Source organism: Pantoea sp. NSTU24, from assembly GCF_050157905.1.
Lineage (GTDB): Bacteria > Pseudomonadota > Gammaproteobacteria > Enterobacterales > Enterobacteriaceae > Pantoea.
In genome coordinates, this window is record NZ_JBKIWZ010000001.1 from 1,514,714 (window position 1) to 1,530,886 (window position 16,173).

The 16,173-nt window shown below is 55.7% G+C and carries 14 protein-coding genes; 6 read left to right on the forward strand and 8 right to left on the reverse strand.

Annotated elements, in window-relative coordinates; genetic code table 11:
- Positions 1-25 precede the first annotated feature (25 nt).
- The 6 genes from fadD to ACLHDD_RS07400 all read right to left on the reverse strand — a co-directional run bounded on the left by fadD (position 26) and on the right by ACLHDD_RS07400 (position 7,760).
- Positions 26-1,699 carry a long-chain-fatty-acid--CoA ligase FadD gene (gene fadD, locus ACLHDD_RS07375; RefSeq protein WP_427103577.1) on the reverse strand — a complete coding sequence of 558 codons (1,674 nt, stop codon included), beginning with the start codon at positions 1,697-1,699 and terminating at the stop codon, positions 26-28.
- Between the two features lie 208 nt (positions 1,700-1,907).
- On the reverse strand, positions 1,908-2,504 hold the full coding sequence (locus tag ACLHDD_RS07380; RefSeq protein WP_313655672.1) for a Slp family lipoprotein: 597 nt from the start codon (positions 2,502-2,504) through the stop codon (positions 1,908-1,910).
- A gap of 59 nt (positions 2,505-2,563) precedes the next feature.
- Positions 2,564-3,262, reverse strand: coding sequence for a tRNA (adenosine(37)-N6)-threonylcarbamoyltransferase complex dimerization subunit type 1 TsaB (gene tsaB, locus ACLHDD_RS07385; protein WP_427103578.1), 699 nt, complete (start codon positions 3,260-3,262; stop codon positions 2,564-2,566).
- 45 nt (positions 3,263-3,307) lie between these two features.
- Entirely contained in the window at positions 3,308-5,224 is a 1,917-nt protein-coding gene (locus ACLHDD_RS07390; protein ID WP_427103579.1) for an ATP-dependent DNA helicase, read from the reverse strand.
- A 238-nt stretch (positions 5,225-5,462) separates the two neighbouring features.
- On the reverse strand, positions 5,463-6,200 hold the full coding sequence (locus tag ACLHDD_RS07395) for a carbonic anhydrase (protein WP_427103580.1): 738 nt from the start codon (positions 6,198-6,200) through the stop codon (positions 5,463-5,465).
- A gap of 1,392 nt (positions 6,201-7,592) precedes the next feature.
- Complete coding sequence (locus ACLHDD_RS07400; protein ID WP_427103581.1) at positions 7,593-7,760, reverse strand: hypothetical protein; 168 nt, start codon at positions 7,758-7,760, stop codon at positions 7,593-7,595.
- Positions 7,761-8,099: 339 nt separating this feature from the next.
- Here ACLHDD_RS07400 and ACLHDD_RS07405 point away from each other — a divergent pair, with 339 nt between their 5' ends.
- Complete coding sequence (locus ACLHDD_RS07405; RefSeq protein ID WP_427103582.1) at positions 8,100-8,459, forward strand: hypothetical protein; 360 nt, start codon at positions 8,100-8,102, stop codon at positions 8,457-8,459.
- A gap of 66 nt (positions 8,460-8,525) precedes the next feature.
- Positions 8,526-8,870, forward strand: a complete 345-nt coding sequence (locus tag ACLHDD_RS07410) for a RidA family protein (protein ID WP_427103583.1) — start codon at positions 8,526-8,528, stop codon at positions 8,868-8,870.
- 12 nt (positions 8,871-8,882) lie between these two features.
- Here ACLHDD_RS07410 and ACLHDD_RS07415 read toward each other — a convergent pair whose 3' ends face one another.
- Positions 8,883-9,074 (reverse strand): YoaH family protein, encoded by a 192-nt coding sequence (locus ACLHDD_RS07415; protein ID WP_427103584.1) that lies wholly within the window; start codon positions 9,072-9,074, stop codon positions 8,883-8,885.
- A gap of 110 nt (positions 9,075-9,184) precedes the next feature.
- Between ACLHDD_RS07415 and pabB the strand changes: the two genes are divergently transcribed.
- The 4 genes from pabB (at position 9,185) to ACLHDD_RS07435 (ending at position 14,443) form a co-directional block, all read left to right on the forward strand.
- Positions 9,185-10,564 (forward strand): aminodeoxychorismate synthase component 1, encoded by a 1,380-nt coding sequence (pabB, locus tag ACLHDD_RS07420; protein ID WP_427103585.1) that lies wholly within the window; start codon positions 9,185-9,187, stop codon positions 10,562-10,564.
- Entirely contained in the window at positions 10,548-11,111 is a 564-nt protein-coding gene (locus ACLHDD_RS07425) for a CoA pyrophosphatase (RefSeq protein ID WP_427103586.1), read from the forward strand. The genes pabB and ACLHDD_RS07425 overlap by 17 nt, the downstream gene beginning before the upstream one ends.
- 182 nt (positions 11,112-11,293) lie before the next feature.
- Positions 11,294-12,658 (forward strand): L-serine ammonia-lyase, encoded by a 1,365-nt coding sequence (locus tag ACLHDD_RS07430; RefSeq protein ID WP_427103587.1) that lies wholly within the window; start codon positions 11,294-11,296, stop codon positions 12,656-12,658.
- 222 nt (positions 12,659-12,880) lie between these two features.
- Positions 12,881-14,443: an EAL domain-containing protein gene (locus ACLHDD_RS07435; RefSeq protein WP_427103588.1), complete on the forward strand. Its 1,563-nt coding sequence runs from the start codon at positions 12,881-12,883 to the stop codon at positions 14,441-14,443.
- A gap of 91 nt (positions 14,444-14,534) precedes the next feature.
- Here ACLHDD_RS07435 and ACLHDD_RS07440 read toward each other — a convergent pair whose 3' ends face one another.
- On the reverse strand, positions 14,535-16,112 hold the full coding sequence (locus tag ACLHDD_RS07440; RefSeq protein WP_427103589.1) for a TerC family protein: 1,578 nt from the start codon (positions 16,110-16,112) through the stop codon (positions 14,535-14,537).
- Positions 16,113-16,173 lie beyond the last annotated feature (61 nt).

The window sequence follows — 16,173 nt, forward strand, 5'->3', positions numbered from 1 at the left end:
CGTTCAACCTCAATTCAGTTCTGCTTCAGCGCCCGGGCTTTGCCTCGTCGCGCAGTTCGCGTCGCAATATCTTGCCAACGTTGGTTTTGGGCAACTCATCCCGAAACTCAATGATTTTCGGCACCTTATAACCGGTCAGCTGACGGCGACAGTGGTCGAGCACCTCTTCTTTGGTCAGCGAGGCCTCTTTTTTGACGATGCAGACTTTCACCGCTTCACCCGAAAGATCGCTCGGCACGCCAATCGCTGCGGCTTCACGCACTTTAGGGTGCTGCATCAGCACATCTTCGATTTCATTCGGGTAGACATTGAAGCCTGACACCAGAATCATATCTTTTTTGCGGTCCACGATGCGAATAAAGCCCTCCTCATCAACGGTAACAATATCACCGCTGTGGAGCCAGCCATTTTTCAGCACCTCCGCCGTGGCTTCCGGATGCTGCCAGTAGCCCAGCATCACCTGTGGGCCGCGGATGCAGAGCTCGCCAGGTTCACCCGGTGACACTTCATTACCGGCATCATCCAGAATCAGGACATCGGTCGACGGAACCGGCAGGCCAATACTGCCAGTGTGGCAGCTGATGTCATAAGGATTCACCGACACCAGCGGCGAACACTCGGTCAGGCCGTAGCCCTCCAGCAGGTAGTGGCCGGTCAGTTTTTCCCAGCGTTCAGCCACTACTTTCTGCACCGCCATCCCGCCGCCCGCGGAGAGGCGCAGCGTCGAGAAATCAAGCTTGTTAAACTGCTCATCGTTGAGGAGCGCGTTAAACAGCGTGTTCACGCCGGTAATGGCGGTAAACGGCACTTTACCCAGCTCTTTTACAAAGCCGGGAATATCGCGCGGATTGGTAATCAACAGGTTCTGCCCACCCAGTTCAAGGAAAAGCAGGCCATTCACGGTCAGGGCAAAGATGTGATAAAGCGGCAATGCAGTGACTACAAACTCTTTACCGTCACGCAGCATTTTGCCATAGGTCGCGCGGGTCTGTTCAATATTTGCCTGCATGTTGCGATGGGTCAGCATCGCCCCTTTCGCGACGCCGGTTGTACCGCCGGTATACTGCAGGAAAGCGAGATCGTCATTGGACACCGTCGGGCGCTGATAAGGCAGCGAGCCCCCCTCCTCCAGCACCTGGCGGAATGAGATAGCGCCCGGCAGGTGGTATTTCGGTACCAGCTTCTTCACATATTTGACGACAAAATTGACCAGCGTAGCTTTGACGGGTGCCAGCTGATCCCCCATCCGGGTCAGAATGACATGGCGAACCGGGGTTTCAGCCACCACTTTTTCCAGCGTGTGGGCAAAGTTGGAAACGATAACAATGGCGCTGGCGCCACTGTCATTGAGCTGATGCTTGAGCTCGCGCGGCGTATAGAGTGGATTCACATTGACCACGACCATCCCCGCACGCAGCACACCAAACAGGGCCACTGGGTACTGGAGCAGATTGGGCATCATCAGCGCCACCCTGTCACCGGCTTTCAGGCCCAGCCGTTGCTGGAGGTAGGCGGCAAACGCGCGGCTTTTCTCCTCCAGCTGCCGAAAGGTCATCTTCTGACCCATGTTCAGAAAAGCGGGTTGATCGGCGTAGCGTTTCACGGCCTGCTCAAACAGATCGACCAGAGAAGTATAACGATCTGCACTTATTTCGGCAGGCACATCTGCCGGGTAGCGTTTCAGCCAAACCTTATTCAAGGATCCACCCCGATAATTATGTTGTATTTCCATCGCTGCCTCAGCCAATCCGGTTTGTTAACAATATTTTAACTGATTGTACCAGTTTGCCTGTTTCGGCATGTTGAGGTTGCGAAGTCCATCACTAAATTTCGTGCTGATAAAACAGACAAATAAAAAGCCCGGTAGCGAGCACCGCGACCGGGCTGAAAAGACTCAATTTTCACACTTATTCGGTCAGAATGGTCTGCACCTCTGTCGGGCCAGTGTTGATCATGCCCCAGTAGGGATTAGGTCCCCAGTAGCCACCGTGATGGCGGGTAGGCCCATACCAGATCCAGGGATCCACAGGCTGAGGCGGCGCCATCACCTGCTGCGTCAGCCGCCAGCGCTGGTAGCCGCGCACATCGATGACGACGAATTTGTAATCTGCCTCTCCGATTTTGCCCTGCTCGGTCCCTTTCAGTGTGCCCAGCACCGTGACATACTGATTCCGGACATCCACCGGATCAACAAAACCGTGAATATCGGCATAAATACGGCCAACCGAGGCGGCACCCAGTCGCGGTCTTGCGCTGTCGTCCAGCGGCTGAGCCGCAATCTCCAGCCGTGTTTTGCCATTCAGATTCGTAACATTAACGACCTTGCCGCCAAAGCGCGACTCCTGCCCGACAAACAGCGCCGGGTCGCTCATCACACGCAACAGATCCTGCTGCGGCTGCGGTGAACTGCCCTGCAACGTGTCAGGAATAGAGACACACCCCGTTAACGCCAGCACACAGGTCAGCAGCAGACCTGAAAGCCCTTTACCACAGATTGACGACATAGAGTTTCTCCCATCAGGTAAAGATTAGACTGGACGCATAACAATAAGTTGCGTCTCTTTTACCGGCCAGGTAACTTTTTCCAGGCGACCTCATTACGCAGGTAGGTAGGCTCTGCTGTTTCAGGCAGGCATGTCTCACTACGGGCCAGCGCCCGGGCTGCCAGCGGCAGCATATCCTCTGCGGCAGGCAGGGTCACGTCACTGGCGCTGAGCGTCAGCGGATGGCCCTGCTGGAGAGCCGGATAAGCCTGCCAGCCGGTGCCTGCGGTCATCCATTCGCCGGACAGCGCCTGCATGCGGGCCAGGGCCGCCTCGGGCGAAAGCACGCTTTCTGTCAACTCACCCTGCCAGACGCCCTGCTCATCGCGCTGATATTCGGCCCAGTAAACCTCACCCATACGCGCATCAATCGCGGTTAATACCCGCGTGGCACCGTGCAGACGCCATGCGCCTTCCGCCAGCGTCGCCAGGGTCGATACGGCGATCATCGGCAGAGCGGCACCCAGGGCCAGTCCCTGCGCTATCCCAATGCCAATGCGCACGCCGGTAAAGCTGCCAGGCCCCCGACCAAACGCAAGCGCGTCGAGCCCGGTCAGTTCCAGCTGCTGCGCCAGCAGCAGCTCTTCAACCAGCGGCAGAATGCGCTGGGTGTGATCGCGCGGGGCGATCTCAAATCGGGCATCAATCTGTTGCTGATTCAGCAAAGCGGCTGAACAGGCTTCTGTTGCCGTATCCAGCGCTAAAATTCGGGCTGACATGACTACCTCAGAAGAAAGAAAAACGGCGCGCATTTTAGCACAAAATTACGCATCGGGTTTGGGTTGCTGGCGGATAAAGGCGATCGCGCGCGCGATGTCCCGGGTGCGCGGCGTCGGCGGCAGGCTGTTGAGGAACAGTGCGCCATAAGGCCGCGACACCAGCCGTTGATCGCAGATCACCAGCACACCGCGATCGTCCGTGTCGCGAATCAGACGTCCCACGCCCTGCTTCAGGGTGATTACCGCATCCGGCAACTGCACGTCGGCGAAGGGATCACCGCCGCGGATACGGCAATCTTCCATCCTGGCTTTTAACAGCGGATCTTCCGGCGAGGTAAAGGGGAGTTTGTCGATGATCACCAGCGACAACGCATCCCCACGCACATCCACGCCCTCCCAGAAACTGCTGGTCGCCACCAGCAGGGCGTTGCCTTTTTCGATAAACTGTTTGAGTAACTGGCCTTTGCTGGTTTCACCCTGCACCAGCACCGGCAGCGTCATTGAGGCGCGGAACTCGGCCGCCAGTTCCCGCATCATCAGGTGCGAGGTGCAGAGAAAGAAGCAGCGGCCTTTGTTGGCATCGATCAGCGGCTTCATCATCGCGGCCAGCTGACGCGCGCCGCCGGGGCGGTTAGGCTCCGGCAGATTGCGCGGCACGCAGAGCAGCGCCTGCTTCGCAAAATCGAACGGGCTGTTGAGAATCAGGCTCTTCGCCGCATTGACCCCCAGCCGTTCGGCGAAGTGGGCCATGTTCTCATTGACCGCCAGCGTCGCGGAGGTAAATATCCATGCAGCCTTGCGGTTGTCCATCACTTCACGGAAACGCTCGGCTACCGACAGCGGCGTCAGCGCCAGAATAAAGTGACGTGATGTACATTCATACCAGTAGCTGTAGCCCGGTTCGTTAATTGCCCGCAGACGTTTCAGTCGGTCCCGATAGAGTGCGGCCCGTTCAAAAGCAGCATCCAGCAGTGCGGATCGGCCCAGCGACAGTTTGATGACGTCATAGCAAAGCTCAAGCGCGTCATCCAGCAGCGTGAACATGCGCAGAATCGCGTTATCACTAAGCAGCTCGCGCAGATTACCTCGAAAGCCGGGATCGCCTAATGCCAGCCGAAAGTCCTGCGCGCACTGGGCCAGCCGGTCAGCTGATTTCTGCAGTTGCTGGGCATCGCGCACTTCAGTGCGGTAGGCGGTGATAATGTCTTTGGCGAGGTCGAGTAACTGGCGACTGGAGAGTTGCTGACCAAAATACTGGCTGGCGATATCGGGTAGCTGATGGGCTTCGTCGAATATCATCACGTCCGCTTCGGGGATCAGTTCGCCAAAGCCCCCCTCCTTTACCACCAGGTCAGCGAGAAACAGATGGTGATTCACCACCACGACATCCGCGTCCATCGCGCGCTTTCGCGCTTTGACTACGAAACATTCTTTATAACGCGGGCAATCGGTGCCGAGGCAGTTGTCATTTGTGCTGGTGACCAGTGGCCAGACCGGGCTGTCTTCAGTCACACCAGCACAGCTGCTGATATCACCATCTTCGGTCTGAGATGACCAGCTTCGCAGCGTCACCATGTCGGTCAGCGCCTGAACGGTAAGATCGCCTCCCGCCATCGACTGCTGTTCCATGCGTTCCAGACAGAGGTAGTTAGATCGCCCTTTCAGCAGAGCGGTTTTGCCTTTGAACTTCAGCGCGCGGGTCATGGTGGGCAGATCGCGGCCATAGAGCTGGTCCTGTAGCGCTTTGGAACCGGTGGAGACAATCACTTTTTTACCGGCCCGCAACGCGGGCGCCAGATAGGCATACGTTTTGCCGGTACCGGTTCCGGCTTCAACCACCAGTTCGCCCTGCTGTTTTACGGCGTCCGAAACCGCCTGCGCCATTTGACGTTGTGCTTCTCGCGGCCTGAAACCTGCGATCGCCTGCGCCAGTGCGCCATCCACTGCAAAATCGTCTGCCACATACCCTCACTAAGAACGGCAAAAACACTGTAATTATGTCAGTATTGGAATGACAAATCAAAATGGATAATTTTCAATTAGTTAAGTGACATCAGCGTTTGAGACTGCATCGGCAGTCTTCTTGATTCAGGCTTATTACTAACTGAAAGGCGGCCAATCGCCGCCTTATGAGAAGTGTGCAGGGTGCCGTCAGACCCGACAGCGTGGTCACAGAGTAAGGAGAGACAGCAATCGCCTGCTACTCAACAATCATGCGACCATTAAGCGGCTGCAGAGGACGATTGTTGGTCGTTTTCAACGCTGTTTTAAAAGCATCAAGCTGCGGCTGAGAGAGCGTAACGGGCTGTTTCATCACCAGCCAGCGTACCCCTTCGCTGCAAGGCGGGGTTGTCAGTGAACCGCTGAAGCGATAGTAGTGCAGGTCCTCCGGAAAAAGTGCGCGCAAATCGACCTGACGATTAATAGTAACCTGCTGATTTTCTTTTTTTGGCATCGCGTCAATCAGAGGAACCAGCGCAGAATTTTCTTTGCCGACTTCAAACATGACGGCCACCACTGCCAGGTCACCATTCTCTTTGCTGTGAACAAAGTGGGCCTCCAGAGGGAAAATCTGCCCATTAATCCGATTTTCGGCGGGGGTATGAAAGTGATACTGCCGCAGCGTGAACTTTTCATTATCCAGCATAAAATCATCGTCTTCATCCACGGTCACCTGAATGGTATGGCCGTTATTAATGACTTTCTCAGCCGACGTGTGGTAGGCCAAATTCAGCGTCTGCAGATGGCCATCTATAGGATCTTTAATATTAATGGGTGACTGCGATTTTCCTTCATGGCAAAGATGGAAATCATGAGACAATTCACTCCAGTGCTCAGGCCCTGCTTTCCCTTCATAACTCCAGTGTTGTTCCGCCGCATTGGCCAGGCTGGCAGACGCCAGCGCGATAAAAAAACTGACTAATTTAAATTTTCTCATTTTATCCCATATTAACCCGCTGAATTTCACCAGGGATAATATTCGCTGAGCACTGACTTCAGCAAGATAACAAAATGCGATTAATTAGCACTTAAGAAAAATAATCGGTGCATTATGTTTATCAGTGTTAATTAAATTAACATACAAGACGAATTCTTTAAATTAACGCAACCAGTTAACGCGTTTATGCGTTACTTTGTGAGTATCAGTTGTCTGAATCAAAATCGGAGTTTTAACAAAAGCGCAATCAGAGCAAGCGCTACAAACTGTGTTACGACTCAGGCAAGAACCGCAAAACAGCCAGAAAGCCGTTTTGCGGTATACGAGGCATACAGATGGGTAAACCGACCAGAAACCTTGCTCAGGCTAATCAGACATCTTTCTCTGACGGGTCGATTTCTTCATCCTCTCCCTCGTCTTCCGGATAGATTTCAGCATCATCTGGCAGGGGTTCAACGTAATCAGGACGTTCAGACATAATTACCTCCGGTGTTAAAATAGCAATTTTGCTATTTGCGTTAAGTGTAGCTGAGTTCTGCACACTTCTGCTGTCAGAGAGGTAAAAAAAGATAAGTCACTGATAATGTAAGATCTGTAAACCCGGTGTTTCTTATTGCCTGACGTCTGCAGTGGTGTTCATTGAGCAGGATTAACAGGTCACGCTATACACGTCTCAATCCTAATCCGGCGATGAAGCAATAAGCCTGCAGCGCGTTCAGCTGAGCCGGGAGAAAGATACGCCGCACCTTCTCCGGACATAATATGCCCGGAACAAAGCCGAAGGCAGAGACCTGTAACCTCAGAATTTAAACAAAGTATCAATTGGAGTTCAACGCATATTGTTGTTGAGAGATCGGTTCTTTATTATGAATGAACAGAAAAACAGATAGGTTCGAAAGAGAATATATTACTGCCATTGCAGTGCTTATTTTCACCTTATATTTTGTTGATAACATCCGCACTGAATCTGGCCGCTGGAAGTGAACAGAGTCAACCTGCTTTTGCGGTCAGAAAAAAGAGCTAAGGCGCCGTTGCCGGGCTTTCATATTTCATTAAAAAACCAGGAGGTATTTAATGTTAAAATTTGCACACTGCACACTGCACACTGATGCTTCTCACCCTCAGCGGGTGTTCTCTGAACACAGAACCTCCTGCAGCGTCGGCCACACAGCACAGCCAGGTTCTCTTACCGCCCGTCGCTACGGAAATCAACCCGGCTCAGCGTCGGGCAATAATGTCGGGTGAACGCCCTGACTGGTCTGACAGTGATCCGCTTTCGGGTTTGAAGCATTCACCCTATAAAAAATAAACCCGGACCTCACGCTGTAACCGTGCTTTACGCCTGCCGGGCGGTGAAGCCTGTCAGTATGACAGCGCACTGGTGCGCCTGAATCAGGCTCGGATATAGAGCGCACCCGCCAGCATGACGATAAACAGTACAATAAATGTGATTACGCCTTGTTTGCGGCCTTTAGACAGACCGACAAAAGCTGAAACCACAACAAACAGAAGCGTCAGTGCGCCTGCCATAACCCAAAACAGATACTGCGTATTCGCCATGTGCTCATCCTCTTTCTGTGGCGCTAGCTTTTATTTGATTTATAACATTTTTCAGCTTGTCCTGCCTCCAGTTCTCATTTTGCTTCCGCTGGTCAGCACCGGGCACAGATTTAACCCCGTTTCCGGGCTGTTCATGCGGTCCGGTGACAATGTGATGAAGTTATCAAATAGAGCGGATCACACTCTCGAAACGAACTCGCGAATTATACTGATGAAATCAGCGCAATACCGGAATATGTCCTCCGGGGCTGACGTGCTGCGACGTGCCTAATATTGTCAATCAGACAGTATTAAGCAGCTGGCTTAAACCTGACTGCCTGCTCCGGGCGGAGGAATGCTATGACCTTTTTTCGCATCGGCTTTCTGTCTGGCATGCTGCTGCTCTGCGGCTGCCAGACACCCACCCCTGACCAGGCACGTCAGCAGCAACCGATATTTCAGGGACAGAGCACCCGGACGGCTCCCCAGCTCAGCGATTGTATCTATCGCGGCTGGTCGACGACGACCGTCATTGCCCGCGATAACACCACTCACACCCAGCCCAGAGGCAGCGACATCAGTGTTTACACCTGGGAAGACTCTATCTTTGCGGACATCTCCTCTCACCGGAAAGGATCAGATGTGAAATATTTCACTACCTTCATGATGGCGCCTGAGGTGATGGCGGACAGGAAGGCGATTGTTCAGCGCTGCCTGTAGGCGTAAAGAGTGACAGCGGTGTCAGGAGTGTGTCAGGCTAATGCGCAAATAACCAGGGAGAAACCGATGAGCATTACCCGCATTGATCCGGAACACCGCATGTCCGAGGCTGTCATCTATAATGACACGATCTATTACACCAGCGTGCCAGAAAACCTGGACGCCGATGCCGAAGCGCAGACCGCGAATGCGCTGGCCGTCATTGATGCGATGCTGACCCGGCTGGGCAGCGACAAAAGCAAAATCCTCGATGCGACGCTTTTTCTCGTCGATAAAGCCGATTTTCCTGCGATGAACCGCGCGTGGGACGCCTGGGTTTCCCCGGGCCATGCGCCCGTGCGCTGCACGGTGCAGGCCGGGCTGTTAAATCCCAAATATAAAATCGAAATCAAGATTATCGCCGCCCGCTAATCACGCCGGGTGTTATTCTTCGTTTTCGTCATCTTCGTCGTCGAATAGCGCCCGAATCTGTTCACCCGTATGGCTCTCGCGAATTTCCTGCGCCACCTGGGCAATCGCCTGACCGCTCGTCAGTCCGTCTGCCATTAATTCCTGAATGCGTTCGACGGCCTGCTGTTGCTGCTCATGAGAGAGCGCCGGTAATCCTGTGATCATGTTCTACTCCTGCGTTGGGGCTGACAGTATCCCACGCGGAACTAACAGGTGCCAGTCAGGAAAAAATATGTCAGTCTGACCGCCTCTTAGCCTGCTGATTTCTCTGCACGATGATTGTTGAAACCCTGACGCTTGATTACACCCCGGATGCGCTGACCCAGCGCTTCGCGCCGCTCTCCCATTTGCCGTGGGCGATGCTGCTCTCTTCTGCACAGGCCAGCCACAGCGATAACCGCTTTGATATTCTGACCGCTGATCCACGTGCGACGCTGGTTACCCGGGGAGCGACCACCACCCTCAGCGACCGGAGCGGCAGCCGGGAATCCACTGCCGATCCGCTGCTGCTGGTTCAGCAGCAGTGTGATGCGCTCGGCGTAACGCCGGTGGCCAGTGAAGCCCTGCCTTTTCAGGGCGGGGCGCTGGGCCTGTTTGGTTATGATCTGGGCCGCCGGTTTGAATGCCTGCCACAGCATGCCGCCGCCGATCTGACGACGCCGGACATGGCGGTGGGGATCTATGACTGGGCACTTATCGCCGATCATCATCAGCAGACACTGACGCTGGTGGCAACTGAGAACGTGGCAGCACGTGCCGCGTGGCTGGCAGCCTGGCCTGCGCGCAGGGCCGAACCCTTTTCACTGACCAGTCGCTGGCGTTCGAACCTGAGTTATGCCGACTATGCCGCACGCTTTGACAGGGTGCAGGCCTATATTCAGGCGGGCGACTGTTACCAGGTTAACCTGGCGCAGCGCTTTCAGGCGGGTTATCAGGGCGATGAGTGGCAGGCATTCACCAGGCTGAATGCGGCCAACCGCGCGCCGTTCAGCGCGTTTCTGCGTCTGCCTGACAGTGCAATTCTCAGCCTGTCGCCCGAGCGTTTTTTGTCGCTGAACCAGAAACAGATTGAAACGCGTCCGATTAAGGGCACCCGATCGCGCTGTAGCGATCCCGTTGCCGATGCGCAACAGGCTGAGGCTCTGCGCAACGCGGAGAAAGATCGTGCCGAAAACCTGATGATTGTTGATCTGCTGCGCAACGATATCGGCCGCGTCGCCGTGCCCGGCTCGGTGACGGTGCCGGAGCTGTTTGCGGTTGAGCCCTTCCCTGCGGTCCATCATCTGGTCAGCACGGTACGGGCGCAGTTGCCTGACACCCTGCAGGCCACCGATCTGCTGCGCGCCTGTTTCCCGGGCGGCTCAATAACCGGTGCGCCTAAAATCCGGGCGATGGAGATTATTGATGAACTGGAACCTCAGCGCCGCAATGCCTGGTGTGGCAGCATCGGCTATCTCAGTCTCTGCGGACGAATGGATACCAGCATCACCATCCGCACGCTGATCGCCGAGGGCCAGCAGATTTACTGTGCCGCCGGTGGCGGCCTGGTGGCTGACAGCGATCCGGCGGCGGAATACCAGGAAACGCTCGATAAAGTCAGCCGGATTTTACCAGCACTGGAACAGACCGGAGGCGCCATTGGCCCTGACGCTTGATACCTTTCGAAGCCGTTTTCTGTTGCAGCCGCCTGCCCGCAGTACGCTGCACCTCTCCGGTCGCCATGCCGCTGTGCTGGTGCCGGTCGTGGCGCGCCCTGAGCCAGGCCTGCTGCTGACGCAACGCTCGCACGCGCTGCGCAAACATGCCGGGCAGGTTGCCTTTCCCGGCGGAATGCAGGATGCCACTGACGCCTCGCTGATTGCCACGGCACTGCGTGAAGCCCAGGAAGAGGTCGGACTGGAGCCGCAGCAGGTCGAGGTGTTAGGTCTGCTGCCTGCCGTGAGCAGCAGCACCGGTTTTCAGGTGACGCCGGTGCTGGGGATCATCCCGGCAGGTCTGCGGTTAACCCTCAATCCGGATGAGGTCAGCAGCGCCTTTGAGATGCCGCTGGCCGAAGCCCTCCAGCTCAGCCGCTACAGTGCGCTGGAGATTAACCGGGCGGGCGGGCGTCATCCGGTCTGGCTGTCACGCTATCAGGATTATCTGGTCTGGGGCATGACCGCGGGAATTATCCGTTCACTGAGTACACAGATTGCCTTCTGACCCCTTCTTTTCATTTAGCGCCCTGACATACCAGCAACCTGTCGGGGTGCGTTATAATTTTTTCTACTGGTTTTGATAAGTTTATTTCATGCGAAAAGCTGCTCTTTTCCGGTGCATGACCATTACTATTAGCGCCATAAACTGCCCCGGCAGACTGATAATAATTGTGAGGAGTGTCACCTGTGATTAGTGTTTTCGACATGTTCAAAGTGGGCATCGGCCCCTCGAGTTCGCATACTGTCGGCCCGATGAAAGCGGGTAAACAGTTTGTGGATTTGCTGAGCGAACAGGGAAAGCTGCAGGAGGTAACCCGGATCGCCGTGGATGTGTATGGATCGCTCTCCCTGACCGGCAAAGGCCATCACACCGATATCGCCATTATTATGGGTCTGGCAGGCGAATCACCCGATACAGTGGACATTGATGCCATCCCCGCCTTTATTAAGGATGTCGAACAGCGTGAGCGGCTGCTGCTGGCGAAAGGCGAGCATGAGGTGGACTTCCCGCGCGAAGGCGGCATGGTGTTTCGCAGTGAGAACCTCTCTTTGCATGAGAATGGCCTGCGCCTGCTCGCATTTGCGGGTGATCTGCTGATTCTGTCAAAAACCTACTACTCTGTGGGTGGCGGTTTCATTGTCGACGAAGAGCACTTCGGCCAGTCGGCTCTGGATGAAGTCTCTGTGCCCTGGCCTTTCCACTCTGCCAAAGATCTGCTGGCTCACTGCCGCGAAACCGGCCTGTCACTCTCAGGTCTGGTAATGAAAAACGAACTGGCGCTGCATAGCCGTGAGGAGATCCAGAGCTATTTCGCCACCATCTGGCAGACGATGCAGGCCTGTATCGATCGTGGTCTGAATACCGAAGGCGTGCTGCCGGGCCCATTGCGGGTTCCGCGCCGTGCTGCCTCTCTGCGTCGTCTGCTCACCTCCTCCACCAAACATTCCAGCGATCCGATGATCGTCATTGACTGGATCAATATGTTTGCACTGGCCGTCAATGAAGAGAACGCCGCAGGTGGACGCGTGGTCACCGCACCCACTAACGGCGCCTGTGGTATTGTGCCTGCGGTGCTGGCCTACTACGATCACTTTATTGAGCCGGTCACGCCTGATATTTTCCTGCGCTATTTTCTTGCCTCCGGCGCGATTGGCGTGCTCTATAAAATGAATGCCTCTATCTCCGGTGCCGAAGTGGGTTGCCAGGGTGAAGTCGGTGTCGCCTGCTCAATGGCGGCCGCCGGTCTGGCGGAGCTGCTGGGTGCCAGTCCGGAGCAGGTCTGCGTCGCCGCTGAGATTGGCATGGAGCATAATCTGGGGCTCACCTGCGATCCGGTGGCAGGACAGGTTCAGGTGCCCTGCATTGAGCGCAACGCGATTGCCTCAGTGAAAGCGATTAATGCCGCGAGGATGGCACTTCGCCGCACCAGCGAACCACGCGTTTCGCTGGATAAGGTTATCGAAACCATGTATGAAACCGGTAAGGATATGAATGCCAAATACCGTGAAACTTCACGTGGTGGTCTGGCAATTAAGGTTCAGTGCGATTAATACGCCCCTCTGTCTGTTTACATAACGTGCAAACGTAATAAAATCCGTATCCTGCGCTATCTCAGCGCAGGATTACACGGTAAAGTATTTTCCGCACAGCCGTCCGGCTTGCCCTGCTTTCCAGACCCGCTTTTCTGCATTACGGCCTCAGTTCTGGCCTGTTCGTGCCGATACTCATCCCGTTGTGTTGCTTTTTTCTGGCTTTGGGGAAGGTGGAAACTGATGTTTATTGCCCAGCAGCATGTTGGACAGTTCAGACGCAAGCGTTTGCTCATCGCGCTGTTGATCGCCACTCTGGTGCTGATTCTGACGCTGGTTTTCCGCTATATTGAAGAAAAGTCGCGTATTGAGCAGCAGGCGATGGATTTTGCCGACAAAGCCATTATGCGGTTTGACCGGATGTTCTCCCCGCTGGAGGTGTCAGCAAATAATATGCTGGGTCTGGTTGGCGTTCCCTGCCATGACGCCCGCTTTCCGCTTATTGAGAAAATCTCCTCTCTTCAGACGGTCAGGGCGATTCTGCTGGTCGACAACGATATGCTCTACTGCTCCAGCATCTATGGTCCGCGCGCCATTCCCTTCAGTGAAACGTATCCCGACCTGGCCTTCAACAATCAGCGTATGGAGCTCTCTACTGATCGCTATCTGCTGAAAGGGTCGCCGGTGCTCCTGTTGTGGACACCCAGAAGTCTGGATAACCGCTCCGGCATTCTGCAGGTTATCAATATCGAAATGATGAGTAATTACCTGCTGGAGCCGGAGTTGCCCTGGGTGGAGCGCGCCATTCTGAACGTCAATGGTCAAAGCCTGGAGTATGGTAATCCGCTGATTGAAGCCACGGTGCCGGCAGACGATGAGGTGAGCTACGAACAGCACTCGCTGCGTTATCCTTTTAGCCTGACGCTTTATGGTCCCTCGCCGACCCGGCTGGCGCTGGCCACGCTGCCTTCACAGCTGCCGCTGGCGCTACTGCTGAGCCTGCTGATTGGCTATATCGTCTGGCTGGCCACCGCGAATCGCATGAGCCTGAGCTGGCAGATCAGTTATGGCATCACGGCGCGCGAATTTATGGTGTACTGTCAGCCGCTGATTAACAGCAAAAGCGGCGAGTGTGACGGCATTGAGCTGCTGTTACGCTGGCACAATGCCCGTCAGGGCTGGATTGCTCCCGATGTCTTTATTCCGCTGGCCGAACGGCAGAATCTGATTAAACCGCTGACACGCTTTGTGCTGAACGAGGTAGTCAGCGCATTACCGCAGTTGCCTGAGGATCCTGACTTCCATATCGCCATTAACGTGGCTGCCAGCCACTTCCGCGATCGTGCCATCCTTGAGGATCTGCAGACTCTCTGGTGGCCCGCTATGCCCGTGCCGAAACTGGTGGTGGAGCTCACTGAGCGGGATGCGCTGCCGGTCGTTGATCAGTCGGTGATTGCGCAGCTGCATGATATCGGCGTGCGGCTGGCGATTGATGACTTCGGCACCGGCCACAGTTCGCTCTCCTATCTGAAAGATCTGCACCCCGATGTGCTGAAGATCGACAAAATTTTTACGGCGGCCGTCGGCACAGACGCCATTAACGCCACGGTAACGGATATGGTGATTTCTCTGGCTCAGCGCCTGAACATCAGTCTGGTCGCCGAGGGGGTGGAAACGGCCGAGCAGGCAGCCTACCTGCGTGAGCGTGGTGTAGATCATCTGCAGGGCTACTTCTATGCCCGTCCGATGCCGCTGGAGGATTTCCCGGCCTGGCTGGCCGCCTGGCAGGCGGATATCCGGCCCTGAGCCCGCGCCGGGGACAGGAAAAAAAACAGCCGCGGCGGTCAGGCAGCGGCTGTCAGAGGTCAGAGTGGCAGATTAAACCTGCCGCAGGCAACTACGCCTCTTCCTCCTCATCATGCGGCTTATCTTTGGTGACACGCACCAGATCGATACGGTAATCGGTCGCCTCAATAATCTGGAAATGTAACGGCGTGATGTCAATAACATCGCCCGGCAGCGGCAGTTGCCCTTTCTGGGCAATCAGCAGGCCCGCCAGTGACGCATGATCTTCTGCCGGATCGACCAGCTCATGGAAGTCGAGCAACTGCTGCAGCGAGTGCAGATCCGTGCCCCCTTTGACCAGCCAGCCATCGCCATCGGCAATGATATCGGGCGTTTCGTCCTCATCCGGGAATTCACCCGCGATCGCTTCCAGAACATCCAGCGGGGTAATCAGCCCCTGCACGACGCCAAACTCGTTGGTAACGATGACGAAACTGCCCCGGGCGCGACGCAGCACGCCAAGCAGGTTGATCGGGTCCAGCGTTTCCGGCACCACGATGGTTGGCGTGCTGGCCGCGAAGGTCGCCACATCCACCCCATGATCCAGCGCCACCAGCAGCTCTTTGGCACGTACCACGCCGACGATCTCATCCAGTTCACCCCGGCAGACCGGGAACAGGCTGTGCGGCGTATCGAGCAGCTGCATGCGGATCTCATCAACCGGACGGTTCGCGTCGACCCAGGAGATTTCACCGCGCGGCGTCATGATGCTGCGAATCGACCGCGACGCCAGCGTCAGGACGCCGTTGATCATGTAGCGCTCTTCATCTTTGAACGCCTCCTGCGGCATTGCTTCCGCCAACGCCACCTCTTCACTGGATCCGCTGTTGCTGCTGGCGGTCTGGGCGCGATTGCGACCGCCCATCAGGCGCAGAATCGCTTCGGCGGTGCGCTCGCGCATCGGGCGATTCGACTGATGGCGGATAAAGTTACGGCGGGCAATCTGGTTGAACAGCTCGATCAGGATCGAGAAGCCGATAGCCGCGTAGAGGTAACCTTTCGGAATATGGAAACCAAAGCCTTCCGCCACCAGCGACAGACCGATCATCAGCAGGAAGCTCAGGCAGAGCACCACCACGGTCGGATGCGCGTTAACGAAATTGGTTAACGGCTTCGACGCCAGCAGCATCACACCCATCGCAATCACCACGGCGGTCATCATCACCGGCAGATGGTTCACCATCCCCACGGCGGTGATCACGGCGTCCAGCGAGAAGACGGCGTCCAGCACCACAATCTGCGTGACGACCGCCCAGAAACTGGCATAGCCGCGATTGCCGGAACCGTCGAGCTGACGGTTTTCCAGCCGTTCATGCAGTTCCATCGTCGCCTTAAACAGCAGGAACAGTCCACCGGCCAGCAGGATCAGATCGCGGCCCGCGAAACTGAAACCACCCACGCTGAACAGCGGTGTCGTCAGCGTCACCATCCAGGAGATCAGCGACAGCAGGCCCAGACGCATCACCAGCGCCAGCGACAGACCAATCAGGCGCGCTTTATCGCGCTGCTTTGGCGGCAGCTTGTCGGCCAGAATGGCGATAAAGACCAGGTTGTCGATGCCGAGAACAATTTCCAGCACCACCAGCGTCAGTAAACCCGCCCAGATTGAGGGGTCGAATAAAAATTCCATTATTTATGACTCCAGAACAGGGGACCAGACAAGCCGAAGCCTGTCAGCGCAGCAAAGCGTG

Excerpts from the sequence above, each read along its gene's own strand:
- tsaB (WP_427103578.1), bottom strand. The coding sequence starts at position 3,262 with ATGTCAGCCCGAATTTTAGCGCTGGATACGGCAACAGAAGCCTGTTCA.
- ACLHDD_RS07405 (WP_427103582.1), top strand. The coding sequence starts at position 8,100 with ATGACCTTTTTTCGCATCGGCTTTCTGTCTGGCATGCTGCTGCTCTGC.
- ACLHDD_RS07415 (WP_427103584.1), bottom strand. The coding sequence starts at position 9,074 with ATGATCACAGGATTACCGGCGCTCTCTCATGAGCAGCAACAGCAGGCC.
- ACLHDD_RS07380 (WP_313655672.1), bottom strand. The coding sequence starts at position 2,504 with ATGTCGTCAATCTGTGGTAAAGGGCTTTCAGGTCTGCTGCTGACCTGT.
- pabB (WP_427103585.1), top strand. The coding sequence starts at position 9,185 with ATGATTGTTGAAACCCTGACGCTTGATTACACCCCGGATGCGCTGACC.
- ACLHDD_RS07410 (WP_427103583.1), top strand. The coding sequence starts at position 8,526 with ATGAGCATTACCCGCATTGATCCGGAACACCGCATGTCCGAGGCTGTC.
- ACLHDD_RS07400 (WP_427103581.1), bottom strand. The coding sequence starts at position 7,760 with ATGGCGAATACGCAGTATCTGTTTTGGGTTATGGCAGGCGCACTGACG.
- ACLHDD_RS07395 (WP_427103580.1), bottom strand. The coding sequence starts at position 6,200 with ATGAGAAAATTTAAATTAGTCAGTTTTTTTATCGCGCTGGCGTCTGCC.
- ACLHDD_RS07440 (WP_427103589.1), bottom strand. The coding sequence starts at position 16,112 with ATGGAATTTTTATTCGACCCCTCAATCTGGGCGGGTTTACTGACGCTG.
- ACLHDD_RS07435 (WP_427103588.1), top strand. The coding sequence starts at position 12,881 with ATGTTTATTGCCCAGCAGCATGTTGGACAGTTCAGACGCAAGCGTTTG.